This window comes from Psychrobacter sp. 4Dc (assembly GCF_002836715.1).
In the GTDB taxonomy this organism is placed as follows: Bacteria; Pseudomonadota; Gammaproteobacteria; order Pseudomonadales; family Moraxellaceae; genus Psychrobacter.
Window position 1 is genome coordinate 1 of record NZ_PJAT01000068.1, and the last position, 16,850, is coordinate 16,850.

At 43.5% G+C, this 16,850-nt stretch carries 13 protein-coding genes and 1 riboswitch; of the genes, 3 read left to right on the forward strand and 10 right to left on the reverse strand.

The genetic code is table 11. The annotated features are described in order from the left end of the window. The first annotated feature begins 119 nt into the window (after positions 1-119). Positions 120-728, forward strand: a complete 609-nt coding sequence (locus tag CXF61_RS03880; protein ID WP_165597222.1) for an Nmad2 family putative nucleotide modification protein — start codon at positions 120-122, stop codon at positions 726-728. 1,197 nt (positions 729-1,925) lie between these two features. On the opposite strand, the gene CXF61_RS03885 is transcribed toward CXF61_RS03880, so the two are convergent. The 6 genes from CXF61_RS03885 to CXF61_RS03910 form a co-directional block, all read right to left on the reverse strand. Further along, a complete protein-coding gene (locus CXF61_RS03885; RefSeq protein ID WP_165597223.1) occupies positions 1,926-2,501 on the reverse strand; it encodes a manganese efflux pump MntP in 576 nt (191 codons plus the stop codon). Positions 2,502-2,508: 7 nt separating this feature from the next. Next, a riboswitch (yybP-ykoY riboswitch) is annotated at positions 2,509-2,676 on the reverse strand. A gap of 190 nt (positions 2,677-2,866) precedes the next feature. Then, complete coding sequence (locus CXF61_RS03890; RefSeq protein WP_102091428.1) at positions 2,867-5,254, reverse strand: TonB-dependent receptor; 2,388 nt, start codon at positions 5,252-5,254, stop codon at positions 2,867-2,869. 350 nt (positions 5,255-5,604) lie between these two features. Continuing rightward, a complete protein-coding gene (locus CXF61_RS03895; RefSeq protein WP_165597224.1) occupies positions 5,605-7,104 on the reverse strand; it encodes a DHA2 family efflux MFS transporter permease subunit in 1,500 nt (499 codons plus the stop codon). A 207-nt stretch (positions 7,105-7,311) separates the two neighbouring features. After that, positions 7,312-9,510: a Fe(3+)-hydroxamate ABC transporter permease FhuB gene (gene fhuB / locus CXF61_RS03900; protein WP_165597225.1), complete on the reverse strand. Its 2,199-nt coding sequence runs from the start codon at positions 9,508-9,510 to the stop codon at positions 7,312-7,314. Further along, positions 9,507-10,418, reverse strand: coding sequence for an ABC transporter substrate-binding protein (locus tag CXF61_RS03905; protein WP_227526590.1), 912 nt, complete (start codon positions 10,416-10,418; stop codon positions 9,507-9,509). The genes fhuB and CXF61_RS03905 overlap by 4 nt, the downstream gene beginning before the upstream one ends. Before the next feature lie 113 nt (positions 10,419-10,531). Next, complete coding sequence (locus CXF61_RS03910; protein WP_165597227.1) at positions 10,532-11,296, reverse strand: ABC transporter ATP-binding protein; 765 nt, start codon at positions 11,294-11,296, stop codon at positions 10,532-10,534. Between the two features lie 193 nt (positions 11,297-11,489). Here CXF61_RS03910 and CXF61_RS03915 point away from each other — a divergent pair, with 193 nt between their 5' ends. Both CXF61_RS03915 and CXF61_RS03920 read left to right on the forward strand, forming a co-directional pair. Next, positions 11,490-12,785, forward strand: a complete 1,296-nt coding sequence (locus tag CXF61_RS03915) for an SIP domain-containing protein (RefSeq protein WP_193834176.1) — start codon at positions 11,490-11,492, stop codon at positions 12,783-12,785. Between the two features lie 262 nt (positions 12,786-13,047). Next, complete coding sequence (locus CXF61_RS03920; protein WP_165597229.1) at positions 13,048-13,965, forward strand: haloalkane dehalogenase; 918 nt, start codon at positions 13,048-13,050, stop codon at positions 13,963-13,965. Positions 13,966-14,164: 199 nt separating this feature from the next. Here the strand turns inward: CXF61_RS03920 and CXF61_RS03925 are convergent, their stop codons facing one another. The 4 genes from CXF61_RS03925 to CXF61_RS14250 form a co-directional block, all read right to left on the reverse strand. After that, positions 14,165-14,749 (reverse strand): TetR/AcrR family transcriptional regulator, encoded by a 585-nt coding sequence (locus CXF61_RS03925; protein ID WP_165597230.1) that lies wholly within the window; start codon positions 14,747-14,749, stop codon positions 14,165-14,167. A gap of 117 nt (positions 14,750-14,866) precedes the next feature. Further along, the gene (gene tnpB, locus CXF61_RS03930; protein ID WP_165597231.1) at positions 14,867-16,021 is read right to left on the reverse strand and encodes an IS200/IS605 family element RNA-guided endonuclease TnpB; all 1,155 of its coding nucleotides are present in this window, start codon (positions 16,019-16,021) and stop codon (positions 14,867-14,869) included. Between the two features lie 186 nt (positions 16,022-16,207). Continuing rightward, entirely contained in the window at positions 16,208-16,603 is a 396-nt protein-coding gene (locus tag CXF61_RS14245; protein WP_264755661.1) for a glutathione binding-like protein, read from the reverse strand. A 25-nt stretch (positions 16,604-16,628) separates the two neighbouring features. Then, positions 16,629-16,850 (reverse strand): glutathione S-transferase N-terminal domain-containing protein (locus CXF61_RS14250; RefSeq protein WP_264755662.1); only part of this gene is annotated, 222 nt, incomplete at its 5' end.

The following is a 16,850-nucleotide window of genomic DNA, read 5'->3' on the forward strand; positions in this document are numbered from 1 at the left end:
GGCTGGAATTCAACTGATGATATAGGCAATGCGATTGCAAGTGATAAAGCTTCGTTCGAAAATTCAGATGGAACCGAAAGCGAACCCCTATACAAAATTCAAAGAGTGAGTTGTTAAATATGAATATTTTTTCTTATAAAGTTGAGCATGATTTAGGTCTAGCACCTAACCCTTTCCATAACTTTTGTACATTAGCTGTCTGTAAGTCTTCTATCAGACGCAATAGAAACCTGTCTATCGGTGATTGGGTTATAGGTACTGGAAGTGAAGCTCTAGGTAATACTAACCATCTTATTTATGCGATGAAAGTGGAGGAAAAGCTCACATTTAATGAGTATTGGGAAGATGAAAGATTTGAAAGTAAAAAGCCTATAATTGAAGGTAGTCTAGTTAAAATATATGGCGATAATATATACCACCAAGACGCTAATAACGAAGAATGGATTCAGGAAGATTCTGCTCATTCATTAGATCAGGGATTAACTAACGAAGATCATTTGAAAAGAGATACAGGTGGAAAGTATGTACTTGTTTCCCAAGAATTTTATTACTTCGGTGAAAATGCTCCTAAAGTACCAGAAGATCTTATAGAACTTTGTCCTAAAAGTCGTGATATGGAGTACTTAAATAGGTCACAGGGTGTTGTAGAAGCTTTTGTTAAATGGTTAAAAGATAATCATAAAACAGGCATACATGGCGATCCTATCAATTGGAAAGATCACTATTGATGTGTAGTTCAACAATATAGACGTGTGTGTTGAATGATAAAATTTCAGTAAATTATAACTCTGAAAATTATCATTAAAACGCATATATCAAGCTAAAATAGTATGACTAGAACATTCTAAATTCGTTTTCTTCCATTCTAGTCAAGTTTTCCATGCCAGCCATATCAGCTAATAAATTCGTATAATTGATTAATATTTTTTGCAGTTCAACCAAGTCCACTCGGAATTCTTGGCGAAGCTCTGAAGACAGTTCACAAGAAATAGTGTACTCGTGCCATTTCGCAGTGAATGGTCGTACACTTGGTTCAATACTACTATAGAGATTTTAGTAAGTTCTTTACATTGCCCTCCATTAGTTTTTAGAATGTCTCGTGTCGTTTGAAATAAAGAGTAGATATTCTTCAGAGCAGTTAATTCGTCTCCATGATTTTTTTATAATTGCTAGGTAGCAATACTTGTTAGTAATTCTACATATAACTCCCAAGCACGCTGTTTATCCTTTTAATTGGGTTGCCACTCCATACTTAGAAAACCTGTTGTAAGGCTTAACGAGCTAAGACTCCAACTATCAAGTAATTCACTTCATGTGATTATTCCTCTGTCTTTAATCATGCTTTGATATTGATATTTCATTATAATGTATTTCATTAAATTGCTTAACAAGTACATAAAAACACTGATAGTACAATAAGTAACAATATTTTTTACAGATTATTGATTTATAAATCTGGTTATTCCATTAGGTGATTACTCACTTATATTGTTGGTATATTTGTTGGTATAAGGAATTTATTTTCACATAATAACTTTTTATATCAATTACTTAAAAACAAAGAATGGTTGATACTGGGCCCACCATATTTAAGTTTTAATAAAAAAGGCCTTCAAGAGATTGGAGGTCTTTTTTATTGTCTGTTGTTTTTTTAGTAAATAACAACTATGTGTATAAGCATAGATATAGGCACTTTATTCAAGCCTCTTCGCTGACAACGGATAATTATTGATAATTTTGTAGTGCTGTGTTTTTCAGACCTTTTACGAACTGCTACAGCGTAATGTACTAGTTTTAGACCCGAAAAGCCTAACTATTAATATAGATAGGCTTTTCTTAGGTAAACAGGTTTTCTACATCCAAAAGTCAGTAACAGATCTATACACGTAATGACTATCTGTTCGTAGTAGACAGTTTGTATATAATCATTGAAGATGGCTGAATAAAATCCATGTACCGATTGCAATTAGCATCACACCACCAAATATTTCAGCTCTGTGACCGATTATGGAGCCCAACACCTTTCCTAACATCACCCCTAGAGTGACCATTATCGTAGTCGCTAGACCAATTAGACCTGCCGCCAGCAAAATATTGACCTTTACAAATGCTAGGCTCACACCGACAGCCATGGCATCGATGCTGGTACCAAATGCAGTCAAAGCAAGTTTGAAAAAAGAATGTCTCGATAGCACTTCTGCCGTTTCATCACTTGGCTTCAGTCCTTCATACAGCATGTGCAGACCGAGCGTAAAAAGTATGACAAACGCGACCCAATGATCCCATGCCTCAATAAAAGACGCATCTATAAAGGATGTGGCAGAGTGACCAATTAACCAACCAATAATCGGGGTGATCGCTTCAATGGTGCCAAAAATAACACCCATTCTGAAGGCTTCGGTAAAACGAGGGTTTTTAAGAATTGCTCCTTTACTGATTGCCACAGAAAAGGCATCCGTAGACATAGAAAAAGCAAGTAATAGAAGTGCGATAGGATTCATGTGATTTTCTCTGGTCGAGTATAGAGTCCACGACATAGCCACACCCCCGACCTGCAGTGTTGATATATCGATGGTCTCGCCAACCGAGAGGTGTTCGCACCATGGCATGTGGCCAAGTATGTTGATACGAACGCTTTCGCAGTACGAAAGCAGGCTACTCCCCAAAGAGTGCTTAGATTAGCATTGATACGCTATAAGTCAATCATAAAATACTAAAGAAGAATTTTACACCTGATAAAGCGTGAAGTTGGAAACGCTAGCAAATACTCTTGGAGCAGATGAATGATTTAGAGAGTTATGAACATTAAAAAACCCTTCACGCTAAATTTTCATAGCATGAAGGGTTTTTTAATGCGTGACGCTTTTTAGTAATCCACGGTATAGCTCAAGCCGTAAGTTGTCCCTGAAGCAGGTAAGCGGTTTAAATCGCCAAAGGTCGTTTGATGATACACGGTCTGATAGTCTTTGTTTAAGATATTATACACGCCGTAGCCCATACGTCCGACAGGTAATTTGACTTGCCCAAGCACATCAAAGGTCGCATAGCCTGTCAATGGCTGCGCACTCGCGTCTGGGTCGTTCTGTTGGTCTTTATAAGCCTTGTCGCTACCGCCGACTGCCAGCGCTTGCAAGCGAATGTTACTGCCTTCGCTAAAGTTATACTGCGCGTATGCCGTGCCTTTGAGTGGCGTCAGGCGTACTGCATCCAGCTCCAGCCAGTCGCCGTCTTTTTTGTATTGCCCGCGGGTATAAGCAACACTGCCGCCTACTTGCCAGTCTTTGTTTAAATCATGCGTGAGCGAGGCTTCAGCGCCGTAAATACGTTCGTCCGTATCGACGACTTCGACGGTATAGTCGTTGGTAAAGCGCACGGTTTTGTCTGAGTCGTTATAAAAACCGCTAACCTTTGCGCTGGTATCACCGCGCGTACCTGTCCAGCCCAGCTCGTAGTTATTGATAGAAATGGGCTGAATATTGTCTGAGTTGACCACAAATCCAGCGCGCACGTCACGTAAGGCGCGCTGCACGTCAGCCGTGGTAAAGCCTTGCGAGAAGTTAGCAAAGACTTGGTCGTCATCGGTCAACTGATAGCTGGTACCAAGGTTAAACAGCACTTTGTCGTGCTTACTGCTACCCGCCTCAACCGCGCCTGCTTCGTAATCAATACCGTAAGCGTCAGCAATATCACTGATGCCATTGGTCGCAAAATAATCCGCCAATAGCTGTTCATAAATGGGCACAAAACGGTCGGTATCCGATTTGATGTTTTGATAGCGCACGCCAGCGCTGGTGTGCCATTTGTCGGTCATATCCACATCGGCATTGACGAACGCGCCCCATTTATCGATAGTGGTTTTTGGTCCGCCGTTATAGCTCAGACCATTACTTGTTGAAGTCAAGCCATTACTTGCAAGGAAGGTAGTCAGGTCTTGGCCATAATAGGTCTGCTCACTCTCTTCACGTTCAAAGTCCGCGCCATAGCTGAACAAGGTATTTTTACCCATAACATCGGTTTCAGTCTGCATAGCGGCGCGCAATCCCATCACTTCAATGTCCGCTTCTGATTGAGTAACCACAGCCGATGCAGCCAATAATTTTCCTAAGGTTGTTTCATCCGTCAAGCCATTATTTACCCATACCTCTTGGGCTTGTTTGTTAAAAAGCTTTCCTGACGGATAAAAGCGCGCCTTTTCGTCACGGTAATAGCCTGTCAGACTTAAGTTAGAACCCAAAAAGTCGCTGTCATTGTAGTTTAGGTTGACCGAGCTTTTGGTATTGTAGGGCTGGTTTTCGATATTGGCGCCATCGATAGCACGTAGTGACGGTATAGTACCTTTTACTAGCAGTACAGACAGATCATTGCCGTAATCGACGCCATAATCGGTATCTTGCTCGCTGTCATAATAAGTCGCCGCAAGATTCATGGTTTTGGTATCGCTAATATCAAAGCCAAGGTTGGCGTTGACGCTGATAGTATCGGTGTCTTGGTTGTCGGTTTGGTTGGCATCAGGGCTGATGCGGTCGCCATGACTGTCAAACTTACCACCTGTGGTCTCGTAGTCTACATCGACATTACCATACACGCGCTCGCCGCCGTAGCCGATGCTTTGTCCCACATGATAGCCGAGCGAGTCGGATTTAAACTCGCGGCTGCTGTTGATGCCAAGGCGCGTCTGTCTTGTCAAGCCATAGCCTGCCGTCGATTTGGTCACAATATTAATCAGACCGCCGGCTGCCCCCGCGCCATAGATGCTGGTCGCACCTGAGAGTACTTCGACGCGCTCAATTTGCTCAGGGTCGATGCTGTTTAGCTCGCGTGACAGACTGCGCGAGCCAGATAATGGCACGCCATTTAGCAAATACTGTACAGGACGCCCGTGCATGGTCGTGCCGTAGTTACTAACCGAGCCGCTGCTCACGCCAAGGCTGGGCACGAGCTGGGCTAAGATGTCCCCAACCGTGCGGTTACCTGTCGCCTGCGCCTGAATGTCCGCCTCATAAATCACTTGCGTGACAGCAGGCATTTCACTGATTTTCTGTGCCAGCGCTGTGCCTGTTTTGGCATTGGCACTAACTGTAATAGCATCTAAAGTCACACTAGGTACATCGCTTGATGATGCATTCGGGGTCGCCGCAGCGGTGGCCTGCACACCTGATGCACTTTGCACTGAATTGGTATTAGTTTGGGCGTATAACTGCTGGCTGATACAAAGGGTAAGAAGAGATAGAGCAACATGATGGTGGCTTTTCATAATTACTTCACTTAGGTTATTTCACTTAGTTGGATAGGTGGACAGTGATACGCGTTATATTTAGCAAATAATACTGTATGTACTAACTTTGTGAATGACATTCTAAATGATAATGATTTTTATTTCTATAAGTATTTACAAATAGGTTTTTATAAGTAGCGAGTGACCATGTTGACTGACTTACTGCAATTACCGTCCGTTTCTTTGGTAAATTTGGCGAAATGGTTAGACAGTGACATAAGCGGCTTGTCTCAAAGTTTGTTCAAATAAATAGATAAAAGGGATAAGCCTTCAAGCAGATCGTCATTGACACCGGTAATCTACATGCTGACCAACTATGAAGTTGATCGTTATGGCGCGCGGGGTAATTTGCAGGCAGAAGGAAGTGTGAACAATAGCATCAACGCGATTATCACCAGTATTTCTTGGATAGCGCTTGCTATGCCAACATCACTACCTGCGGCTAGTAGCTGCGCGCTTCGACTATGGATATAAAGGGTTGTCAACGTGATAACGATGGTAGAGATGATACGGCGACTGATATTATTGAGTGCAGCTCCCTCAGTGACCGAGTCTTTAGGTAAGCTACTAAAACCCACTGTGGTGGTTGGCAGATACGCCAAACCCACGCCGACACCGCGCACACTCATCGTCAATATGAGTAGCCAAAGTGTGGGCTGATACAAGCACCATGCCAGCATCAAGGTAGACAGCGCACTAATCGCAATTCCTACGATGCCAATCCCTCTGGCACCTTGCTTATCTACCATCTTGCCAGCGTAATGCGTGGTGATACTGGCCACGAGCGTCGCGACCATTAGGACAACGCCTGTCCATAAGGCACTCTCACCCATCACATCTTGTATCAACACGGGTAATAACAAGAGACACAGCATCAAACCGACTGTTTGGCTAATGCTAATGATATTACTGTGCAAATAGGTCTTATTATTGAACAAGCGCACGTTCAATAACGGATGACGCTGACGACGCTCATATGCCCACCAAGCCACGGCTGACAGCAAAAATAAAATAGACAATGCGCCTAATGCCACTATTTTTAACAAATCATCGCGCCTTGAGATACCGTGAGTAAAATCTATTTTGAGGGTGCTCAGCCAAATCATCATCGCCAGTAGCCAGATGATCAAACTGACAAACCCGATGATATCGAAAGGGGTTTCTTGATCATGTGAGCGCATGTCAGGTATTAGCCGCCATACCATCGCCATGACCGCCACACTAAGTGGCAACGTAATGGCAAACAGTGTCCACCACGCAAACTGCTCAACCAAGTAAGCACCGACCAAAGGGCCAAACGCTAGCGACATCATAATAACAATGCCCCATATCGCCATTACTCTGCCGTGCTGCTGCTGCGGATAAATCTGATACAGCATACCAATAGACAGTGGGATGATCAGACCGCCACTCAGTCCTTGTATGGCTCTGGCAATGATGACAAAGCTCATACTAGACGCCAGCATCCCAATGACTGAGCCCAGCATAAATCCAAAAATTGCCGCCAAATAAACATGCTTAAAAGGAAACTTTTTGTTTAAGTAGCCGCTTAGCATCAGCCCCACACTCATGGCCAATACATAAGCATTCAGCACCCAGCCGCCCATCACGATATCGACATCAAACACCGACATAAAAACAGGAATTGCTGGGTTAAGCGCACTATTACTAAAGCTGACGACCGTACCGCCGAGTAATAGTGTCAGTAATACCTGCTGTACTTGTTTGTCGGTAAAGCCATTACCACTACTATTCGAGGCTTCGTTTATAGGCGACTCAGTTGTAGATACCTTATCTATAGGTGCTTTATTTATAGGGGCGTTGCTCATTAAGCAGTGGCACTATAAAATTGAGTGATGGTCAGCATGACTTGCTCCTAGTTATTATTTTGCTAGCTTGCCGAGCACGTCATTCAATTTCGCTGAAACTTAGCATCGTTATTCTTATCAAATGGCTGCTCAAATAAGGTTAGATAAACCTCTGCTGAATGAAGACAAAATTGCCGGCTATTCAAATTCAATGCTTGCAGACATGAGCTATCTACTTGCTGAAGCTGGCACCTTACGAATGAGCCATAAGAAGTAGCCACCACCAATAATGGCCGCAATCGTGCCCGCTGGCAGCTCATAAGGGAAAATAACATAACGGCCAATCCAATCCGCTATCACCATCACCCCTGCCCCTAAGAGTGCAGCTAGTGGCAATTGCCGTTCAAGCTTCACAGCTCCCAGTGAAGTAGCCAAATGTGGCACCATCAAACCAATAAAGCTCAATGGGCCAACGGCAAGCGTACTGGCCGTGCTAAGCGCTGCTACTAATGCCAATAACGACAAAGTCACTGGTGTAACTGCCACACCTAGATTACGTGCCACACCTGTGCCTAAACCAAGGACACGCAAAGGCTTAATCAGCAGTAGACTGAGTGCAAATAAGATAGATGCAATACCAATGAGATACCATACTGTACTGGGCTGCGTGCTATAAGTTGTCCCTGACAGCCAGCTGAGCATCGCTTCTAGACGCGGATCTCCTGAAAGCTTGACCATATGCATCACCCCATCCATCATGGCGGCAATGCCTATACCTACTAACAATAAATAACCTGAGCTGACCCTGCGTGCTAGCCAAATAATCAATAGCAGCACGGCCATCGCCCCTGACAGTCCTGAAACCAGCAACGTCCCTGCTCCCGCAGATAGCCCTAAACTTGGTAATAATAAAAACCCTAAAATAACCCCCAATGCAGCGCCTGAACTGACACCTAGCACCTCAGGACTGGCCATAGGGTTACGCGTTAATGTTTGCAGTAGCACACCGGCGACTGCTAACATCAAGCCTGTGGCAGCAGCACTCAAACTACGAGGTAAGCGGTACTGCTGCGTGAGCGCCCAGTCCGTACTGAGCCCCCAACCATTGATATCTTGTACAAAAAGACAAGCCAGCATGATGATAGCGAGCACACCAATGCCCCATCGCCAAAAGGCAATGGATGTATGCTTACCTGTAAGCATCGGCGTCACTGTCTCTATCCGCTCGCGACGCTGACGTAGAATTAGCCAAATAATCAGCGGTGCACCCAAGATACCTGTCATGGCACCAGCTGGAATCTGCATATCCAGTATCGGCTCAAGCAGTAACGCGACATTGCTAGTCAATAATAACAGCAGCGCCCCCAACCCAAAGGCAGTGGCCAAACGCTTACCAATAGCAGAGATGCCCAGCGCATTGACCAAGCTTGCTGCACCAAGACCAATGAAACCAATCAAGCCAACTTCACTAATCACTAGAGCAGTCACAACGGCAACAACCAATACGACAAGTGCACGAATCCCATTAATAGGCACACCCAAACGTTTGGCCTGCGTGTCATCTAGACTCATTAGCGTTAATGGTTTCAATAGTGGCAGACATACGACCGCCATCAAAATAGCAGTGATGACTAGCGCGATACTGGTATGCCAGCTGGCTTGTGCCAAAAACCCAGCAGCCCACGACAGCATGCCATTACTACGCTCAGCAAAAAACAGTACTAGAACATTGGCTACTGCGGCTAGCAAAATATTGACGACCAAACCGGCCAATATCAAAATTAATGGATTGAATCGACTGGGTGCTGATAAGGCAAATACCAGACCCATACTAATGATAGCCCCCACAAAGGCCACGTAAATTCCGCCATAAATAGCCAAGCTTGGCAAAAATAACGTGACGATGAGCATCGCCAACTGTGCACCAACGCCCACCCCTAGCGTCGTATCTGATGCTAGTGGGTTTTTTACCAATTGCTGCAGTAAAATACTGACCACGCCTAATAACCCGCCAGCCAACAACGCCACTACGCTGGTTGCCACGATATGTAGCTGTATCGCCATACTGGCAATATCCAATTGCGAGCTTGGTATGAGCAAATCACGAAGTGGGCGCGTCCACTGCTGATCTAGCAGTGCCCAACTACTCCATAATGACAGAGCCGCTAATCCGATGAGCATGGCCCATAGTCGCCAAGACAAATTGGCAAACAAGGAAGTTTGAGAATTGGGTTGGTTCGGTGGCTGATTCAGTGGTGATGATGACTGTTTCAATGATTGCGACGATGATAACGTTGATGAAGGTTTTGAAACCGTTGCTGCTTGAGAGGCTAATGTCATCGTATGAGCACTGTTGTTATGAGAACTGTCGATGTGGTTATTGATATTATTGTTTTGGTTGTTGTGAGTATCTGCATTGGCGCTCATAGTACTTCCCCGCCTTTTAATGAAACTTCTGACAAGTTATTTGCTAAGCTGATCAATGATGACATCCCCCCATAAATCCATACTGGTGGTAGCTCGCCCACACAGCGGGTATTGCCATAACCTAGGCGCTGCCAAATCAAGCTGTCATCAATTTCAGCTCTAGTAATTGGGCTTAGTGGATCGATAATTAATAAACAAGTCTCATCATCTAATTGCGCCAAATCTCCCATTCGTATTGGCACAAACCCCCACTGATTGCCCTTTCCCAATACCACAAGCTCTCTGTCCATCTGCTCTAACGCAGGCTGAAATAAGCTGTTTGCCACATACATACGCATGTTATTAGCATCCGCAAACTGTACCACTGCGAATTTCTTGGCTTTTGGATAACGCTCCTTGAATTGCTGACTGGCCAGCTGTATGTTTTTCTGACTTTGTGCAATATAGTCCTCAGCCATCTTTGGGTTATCGATCAGTACGCCAAGCTCCCGCGTCGGCTCGGTATAGTCAGCCCAAGTTGCCGTCTCTCCTTTTGCCGCAGACATCACAGATTCCGCAGGGACATCGCCGTATAAGTTACGTGCATGCTCATAAAAGTAATTATCTATGACCATATCGACAGGCAGTTGAGCGATTAGCTCAGCGTTGGGCTGATAGCGTATACCTAAGTCTGTTATCGACGCTGGCAGTTTAGGGCTACCCACCCATCTGTCCCAAACCCTGACATCACCTGTTGCAATTGGCGCATGCCCCATCGCTGTCAAAGTCGCTGCATTACCCCAGTCAGGAGACACGATATTCATCCTATCGCTATGACTGTTTTCTGCTTCTGAGGTAGTGGATGTCTGACTATTACAGGCGGTCAATACCAAGCACAATGCGAGGGCGAACCATTTCAGTGTTGTCATTACTGATACTGACGTAACTATTGGCAGTTTCGATAATTTATCTATATAAAAAACGGGAGGCATAAAAGCGTATCTTTGTAGGCGAATTAAAAATAAGGAGCAGAAACCAGACGTTAAGCGACTGCGACAGGCTGTCCAGTAATAGGATGACTGAGTAGCTGCATATCGACATTAAAGATATCGTGTAGCACGGTAGGTTGCATGGTACTGGCGATATCGCCGTTGTGACATATTTGGCCATTTTTCAGCGCGATGACTCGATCGGCATATTGCGCGGCCAGATTAATATCATGGATAATAATTACCACGCTTAAGCCTTGCTCATCCACCAAACGACGAATGAGCTGAATGACCTCGATTTGATAATGCATATCAAGCGCAGCAAGTGGCTCATCGAGCAATAAGTAACGGGTATCCTGTGCCAGACACATCGCAAGCCAAGCACGAGCGCGCTCACCACCAGATAGCGTGGCAGTAATTCGATCAGCAAATGCTTCGGTTTGAGTCACTTTTAGTGCTTGCGCGACTTTGTCTTTATCTGTTTGAGTTGGCTTTTGCAGCCATTTTTGATGGGGATAGCGCCCTAGCATGACCAGCTCACGCACCGTGAATCCAGCAGCTTCTGGCAATTGCTGCGGCAGATATGCCATTTGCCGCGCCAATTCCTTACTGCCGTAGTCATTGATACTGTGCTCATCTAAAGTGGCATTGCCGCTACTACTTGCCATCTCACCTGCTAGCGCTTTGATCAAGGTCGACTTGCCAGACCCATTATGCCCAACCAAAGCCACCAGTTGATTGGTATCAATCTCACAATTCACGTTGTCTAATAGAGTATTTCCTTGACGGCTGATAGTCAGCTGGTTTGCACGTAGCATATAAGCACTCATTGTTGATAAAAGTAATATGTCATAAAAATGATGGTTTATCGGCCATCGGTTATAGACCGATTTTTGATGATCAAACCACAATAAAAATTGATTTTACTCGTAAATGATAACAAAAACAATTATCATTAACTATAAACTCATTCACTTTAATTTCAACGCTCTGTTGATTGCGAGTATTTATATGACTAATCTTCTTTTAGCTTCTACAGAAAACATCGATAACCAAAACAATCAACACACTCCCCTAAACGACCCTGAAATAGCAGGTGTGGTCGCTCATATTAATGAAGAGCACCTCGACGAACTGCTTGGATTTTTGAGTGTGTTTACTTCATTATCTACCACTGAATTGGATCTGGTCGATGCGCAGATAACTGATATTTATGCTGAAGGTATTGCTATACAGACTTTTCTAAAAAGCTCAGAGATTCAACCAGCTGGCGCTCACAACACCTCGCTTGATGACCAGACTTTCTTTATCGCTTTTGCCGCACCTATCTCCCAGCTTGATGACTTGCAAGCCCAATATATCTTGCTAAAACAAAGAGCAGATAAAAAGCTAGGCAAAAAAACAATCAAACTGACCAAGCAAGTATTTGAGGTGCAAGACAGTTATAGAGTTAGCAAAAATATGCTGCGCCTTGAATTGAGCATGCCGTCATTAAATAGTGATACGCCATTAAGTAATAGCGCGCAGTTAAGTAATACTAAGGGCGCAACAAGCTCGACGTCAGTACCTACCAACGAAGCGGGTTACGCTTACTTGTTTGATTTAGAGCACAATGCAATGACCGACGCATTGATGACTGACAGCACTGATGGCAATAAAGCTGGTGACTATAAAACTAATGGTAGCGATAAGGAGAACATACGCCCTGCTCGTCCTCACTGCTATTACACTTTAAGAAAAGCATGGCAAGCTGATGATGGAATACGAGCTTGGGTCGATGTTTTTTTACATGGAGATACGCCGGGCGGCAACTGGGCAGCAACACTCCAAGCAGGCGAGACCGTTGTCACAAAACGAGAGTTTCCGGAAAAAGTAGAGCACTTACGAGACGGTCAAGCGGTACTGATTGTCGATGAAACATCAATGCCAACGGCAGCACGACTGCTAGAGCTATGGAACAACCCTACACCACCATTGGTCATTTGCGTGACGCAAGATGCAGGCGATCAAAGTTATTTCGATACTGTAAAAATGCGCAGTTGCCTCAATTGCGATACTGAAAACAGTAGTCATAACTACTTTACCGTATTGCCTATAGTAACCAATCAACCAAACTCAGGAGCAGAGTTAGCCACGCTAATCGACAGTAAATTGGGTAATTATTTGACTGACAACCCTCTACAGATTGATAAAGTTTGGGGAGCGCTAGAAGCGAATACTGCCAAAGCATTGCGCCCGTTGCTGAAAGACCGACTCGATCTTAGTCGTACCGATGTCGTGGTAAAGGTCTACTGGCGTCACGATTAGTTTAGCCTTATAAAATGAAACTCAAAATCTATCCTATATATAGTGGATGCTACTGGCGCATCCACTATTAATGTTTGCAGCAACGAATGCATGTAGGGTATAGTTTTCATTTTGAACGTTTAATCAACATAGTATATCGGCAGATAGTTTTATCGCTAGGATTACCAGTGATAGTCGAGTAGCACTTAGAGACTCATTTTTAATAGACTGTCTAACACCTGTGCCAGAATGCACTGTTATTTTTCTAACCCAAGGATGATGTATGAAAAAACTTAGGACACCTGACTCGTGTTTTGCTAACTTGCAAGATTACGATTTTGAACCGAACTATTTGATGGTCGATGATACAGAAGGTGGCGAGCTGCGCGTACACTACCTTGATGAAGGTCCAAGCGACGCTGATCCTATCTTATTATTACATGGTGAGCCTTCTTGGTCTTATCTGTACCGCAAAGTCATTCCCATACTAACAGCAGCAGGACACCGTGTTATCGCGCCAGACCTTCCTGGGTTTGGACGTTCAGATAAACCTGCATCGCGTACTTACTACACTTATCAGCGCCATGTCGATTGGATGCAATCGGTGCTTGATCAATTAGATTTAAAAAATATAACACTGTTTTGTCAAGATTGGGGCGGTTTAATCGGTCTACGTTTAGTAGCAGCGCATCCTGATAAATTCGATCGCGTCGCAGCAGGTAATACAATGCTACCGACTGGGGATCACGATCCGGGCGAAGGCTTTCGTAAGTGGCAGAAGTTTTCTCAAGAGACGCCGCAATTTAATGTAGCAGGCACCATCAAAAGCGGTACCACAACAACACTGCCTCAAGCCGTACTGGATGCTTACGATGCACCCTTCCCTGATGAGTCCTATAAAGAAGGCGCCAGACAGTTTCCTATCCTAGTGCCCACGACACCAGATGATCCTGCTTCAGAAAACAACCGAGCAGCTTGGGTCGTGCTAAGCAAATGGAGCAAGCCATTTATTACACTGTTTAGTGATTCCGACCCCGTAACTGGTGGCGGCGATCGCATCATGCAAAAGCTAATTCCGGGTACCAAAGGCCAAAATCATACGACTATCACTAACGGTGGTCATTTCCTGCAAGAAGACCAAGGCGAAACGCTGGCTGAGCTTCTACTGAAATTCATCAATGACAATCCGAAAGCACAGTAATAGATAACAAAAACCCTGACTGCTAATGTACTAGCCATCAGGGTTTTTAGTAATACTATAATGATTGGTCAATGATAAAGTGCGCGAGCTGTTAAAACCAAATCATTGGTATTTAATCAAATTGTATTTTATCAAGTAGCATCTTATAAAAAGCAACAGCGTGATCGACACTAAAAAATCTGCTTTTTATCCAGCCCTGCTATACGATATTTTTAAAAATATCATCGATATATTTCTCTACTGCATCATTGTCGTTAGTGACCTGCGCATAAGTCCTGAGACCTATAATTTGAATTTGGAAATAACGCGCCAGCTCAACTGGATCTTTTTCTGCGCTAATTTCACCGCTATCAATGGCTTGTCCAAAGAGCACGGCAAATGACGCCTCTATACCTTCTAAGATATTCGTTGCATGTGCGAGCAAATCTGGACTATCGTTTTGAGTAAGCTCAGCGACTGTTTTGACGATCATGCACATACCACTAGGCGCAGTGGCGCTATTACAGACAATCACCGTATGGATAAAATATTTTAAGCCATCCAACACTGTGTCTTTTTGCTCAATACAGTCGGCCAATCTCTTGGCACCATCTGCGGCATAGCGATTCAGTGACTCTGTAAATAGTTTATCTTTACTACCAAAAGCTGCATAAATACTACCTGGATGCATATTTACCACATCTTGCAAATTGCGCATTGATGTCGCGTGATAGCCTTTCTCCCAATAGAGATTTTTTGCTTTTTCGATCACATCCTCACGATTGAACTTTATCGGAGCACTCATAATTTTCACCTTAATATCTTTGCCATGAACTATCCACTACCTTGCTTATAGGTAGAGGTTTCTTAGGTAACGCTCTTACTTAATACGCTATTCTGTATCAGCGGTTAAGCGAATTTACTAAGCTAACCCTATCGCACCGACAGTTTTTGATTGTTTAACCAATATCAATCCTTGATTTAAGATATTGATGCTGGCATTGATGTCTCGATCATGGGTCTGCAGACACCTTGGGCAGTCCCATAATCTATCGCTGAGTTTAAGGTCATCTTTGCCAAGGACATAATCACAGCCTGAGCATGTTTTAGATGACGGGTACCATTGGTCTATTCTCACAAGCGCTTTGTCATACCATTCTGCTTTATAAGCAAGCATAATTGTAAAGACTGACCATGAACTATCGTTAATAGCTTTGGCAAGCTTTCTGTTTTTAACCATCCCTTTAATGTTCAAGTCCTCTATAGCAATGACATCGTGGTTTTTGATGATATTGAATGAGAGTTTATGTAAAAAATCAAGACGCTGGTTGGTTATTTTTTCGTAAATCTTCGCGACTTTAGCTTTTTGCTTTTGATAATTACGACTGTCTGACAGCTTACGCTGCTGAGCTTTAGCAACCTCTCTACGTTTGGCTAAAATCTTTTGCTCACGCGCAAGCTTGTCTTTCAGCTTCGATAGAAACCTAGGATTAGCAACTTTAGTACTGTCTGATAAGACAATAAAGTTGGTCAATCCTAAATCAATGCCTATATTAGAATAAGTCTTTGGTAGCGGCTCCACTACTGTTTCAACCAATAGGCTGACAAAGTACTTACCAGATGGAGTTCCGCTGATAGTGGCACTTTTAATAAGCCCATTAATGCGGCGATGTACTTTTGCTTTGATATGACCAATTTTGGGGAGTTTGACACTGTTATATGTGAGTGCAACCGTCCCTTTTTGGTTATTAGTGGTGTAGCTGTCTTTGATACCTTTTTTCTTGAATTTAGGGAAGCCTGTGCCTTGTTCGAAAAACTTTTTATAGGCGCTGCGAAGGTTCTGCTGCACGTTAGCTAACGCTAAGCTATCTACTTCTTTGAGCCATTCAAACTCTTTTTTATACTGAGCAGGGGTGTTGTTTAGAATCGTTTTATTTGCTTTATAATGATTAACCTTATCAGCTAACATCTTATTCCAAATAAAGCGGGTACATCCAAATGATTTAGCAAAGAATACTTGCTGTTCGTCATTTGGATATAATCTCACTTTATAAGCTTTTAAGATTTGTTTGGGCATAAGGTATGATAACATCCTAAGCTATACTAAAAAATAATGATATACTCATCCCTCTACTTTAAAGGTAGAGGAATTCTGCACATAGTCATTAAAATCTATTTTAAGGCAAAGTTTGTAGAATCAACCTTAGTTACTGGTTTTAATCACTTTTTATATTATAAAACTTATTAAGTCTCTTTGCTTCGATTAACTGTTTTTATCAAAGTTTTGCGGATAAAGCGCGCGTGCAGCAACGTCATCAAACTCAGTTTTGAAATCAATATCTTTAGGAATGTCACGGGCTTTTTGTACCGCTGGACGAGCATTAATGCTATCAAACCAGCGCTTTAGATTCGGATAATTATCCAAGCCGCCTTCGCCTAGCACAACTGTCGCCTTATCAATCCAGCCCCAAGTAGAAATATCAGCGATTGAGTAGCTATCACCAACCATATATTCACGGCCTTCTAGATGTGTATCTAGCACTTCATAATGACGCTCGGCCTCACGAAGGTAGCGATTAATTGCATATGGGATTTTTTCTGGTGCTTTATGTCTAAAGTGAGCAGACTGACCAGAAAAAGGGCCCAATCCAGATGCCACAAACATTAGCCATGACAGCATCTCGCTACGATCTTCTGGCTGTCCTTGCCAGCTTGCCTGTTTTTTCAGAAAGATACATCAAGATTGCCGTAGAATCAAACACGCGTTTACCATCATCTTCTAGAGCAGGTGTTTTGCCGTTTGGGTTGATAGCACGGTACTCAGGTGTATGCTGCTCACCTTTTAGAGTATCTACTGCCACAAGCTCATAAGATAGCCCAGTTTCTTCAAGAAACAATGCTACTTT

Coding starts and splice junctions, on each gene's coding strand:
- CXF61_RS03880 (WP_165597222.1), top strand. CDS start 120: ATGAATATTTTTTCTTATAAAGTTGAGCATGATTTAGGTCTAGCACCT.
- CXF61_RS03885 (WP_165597223.1), bottom strand. CDS start 2,501: ATGAATCCTATCGCACTTCTATTACTTGCTTTTTCTATGTCTACGGAT.
- CXF61_RS03890 (WP_102091428.1), bottom strand. CDS start 5,254: ATGAAAAGCCACCATCATGTTGCTCTATCTCTTCTTACCCTTTGTATC.
- CXF61_RS03895 (WP_165597224.1), bottom strand. CDS start 7,104: ATGAGCAACGCCCCTATAAATAAAGCACCTATAGATAAGGTATCTACA.
- fhuB (WP_165597225.1), bottom strand. CDS start 9,510: ATGAGCGCCAATGCAGATACTCACAACAACCAAAACAATAATATCAAT.
- CXF61_RS03905 (WP_227526590.1), bottom strand. CDS start 10,418: ATGACAACACTGAAATGGTTCGCCCTCGCATTGTGCTTGGTATTGACC.
- CXF61_RS03910 (WP_165597227.1), bottom strand. CDS start 11,296: ATGCTACGTGCAAACCAGCTGACTATCAGCCGTCAAGGAAATACTCTA.
- CXF61_RS03915 (WP_193834176.1), top strand. CDS start 11,490: ATGACTAATCTTCTTTTAGCTTCTACAGAAAACATCGATAACCAAAAC.
- CXF61_RS03920 (WP_165597229.1), top strand. CDS start 13,048: ATGAAAAAACTTAGGACACCTGACTCGTGTTTTGCTAACTTGCAAGAT.
- CXF61_RS03925 (WP_165597230.1), bottom strand. CDS start 14,749: ATGAGTGCTCCGATAAAGTTCAATCGTGAGGATGTGATCGAAAAAGCA.
- tnpB (WP_165597231.1), bottom strand. CDS start 16,021: ATGCCCAAACAAATCTTAAAAGCTTATAAAGTGAGATTATATCCAAAT.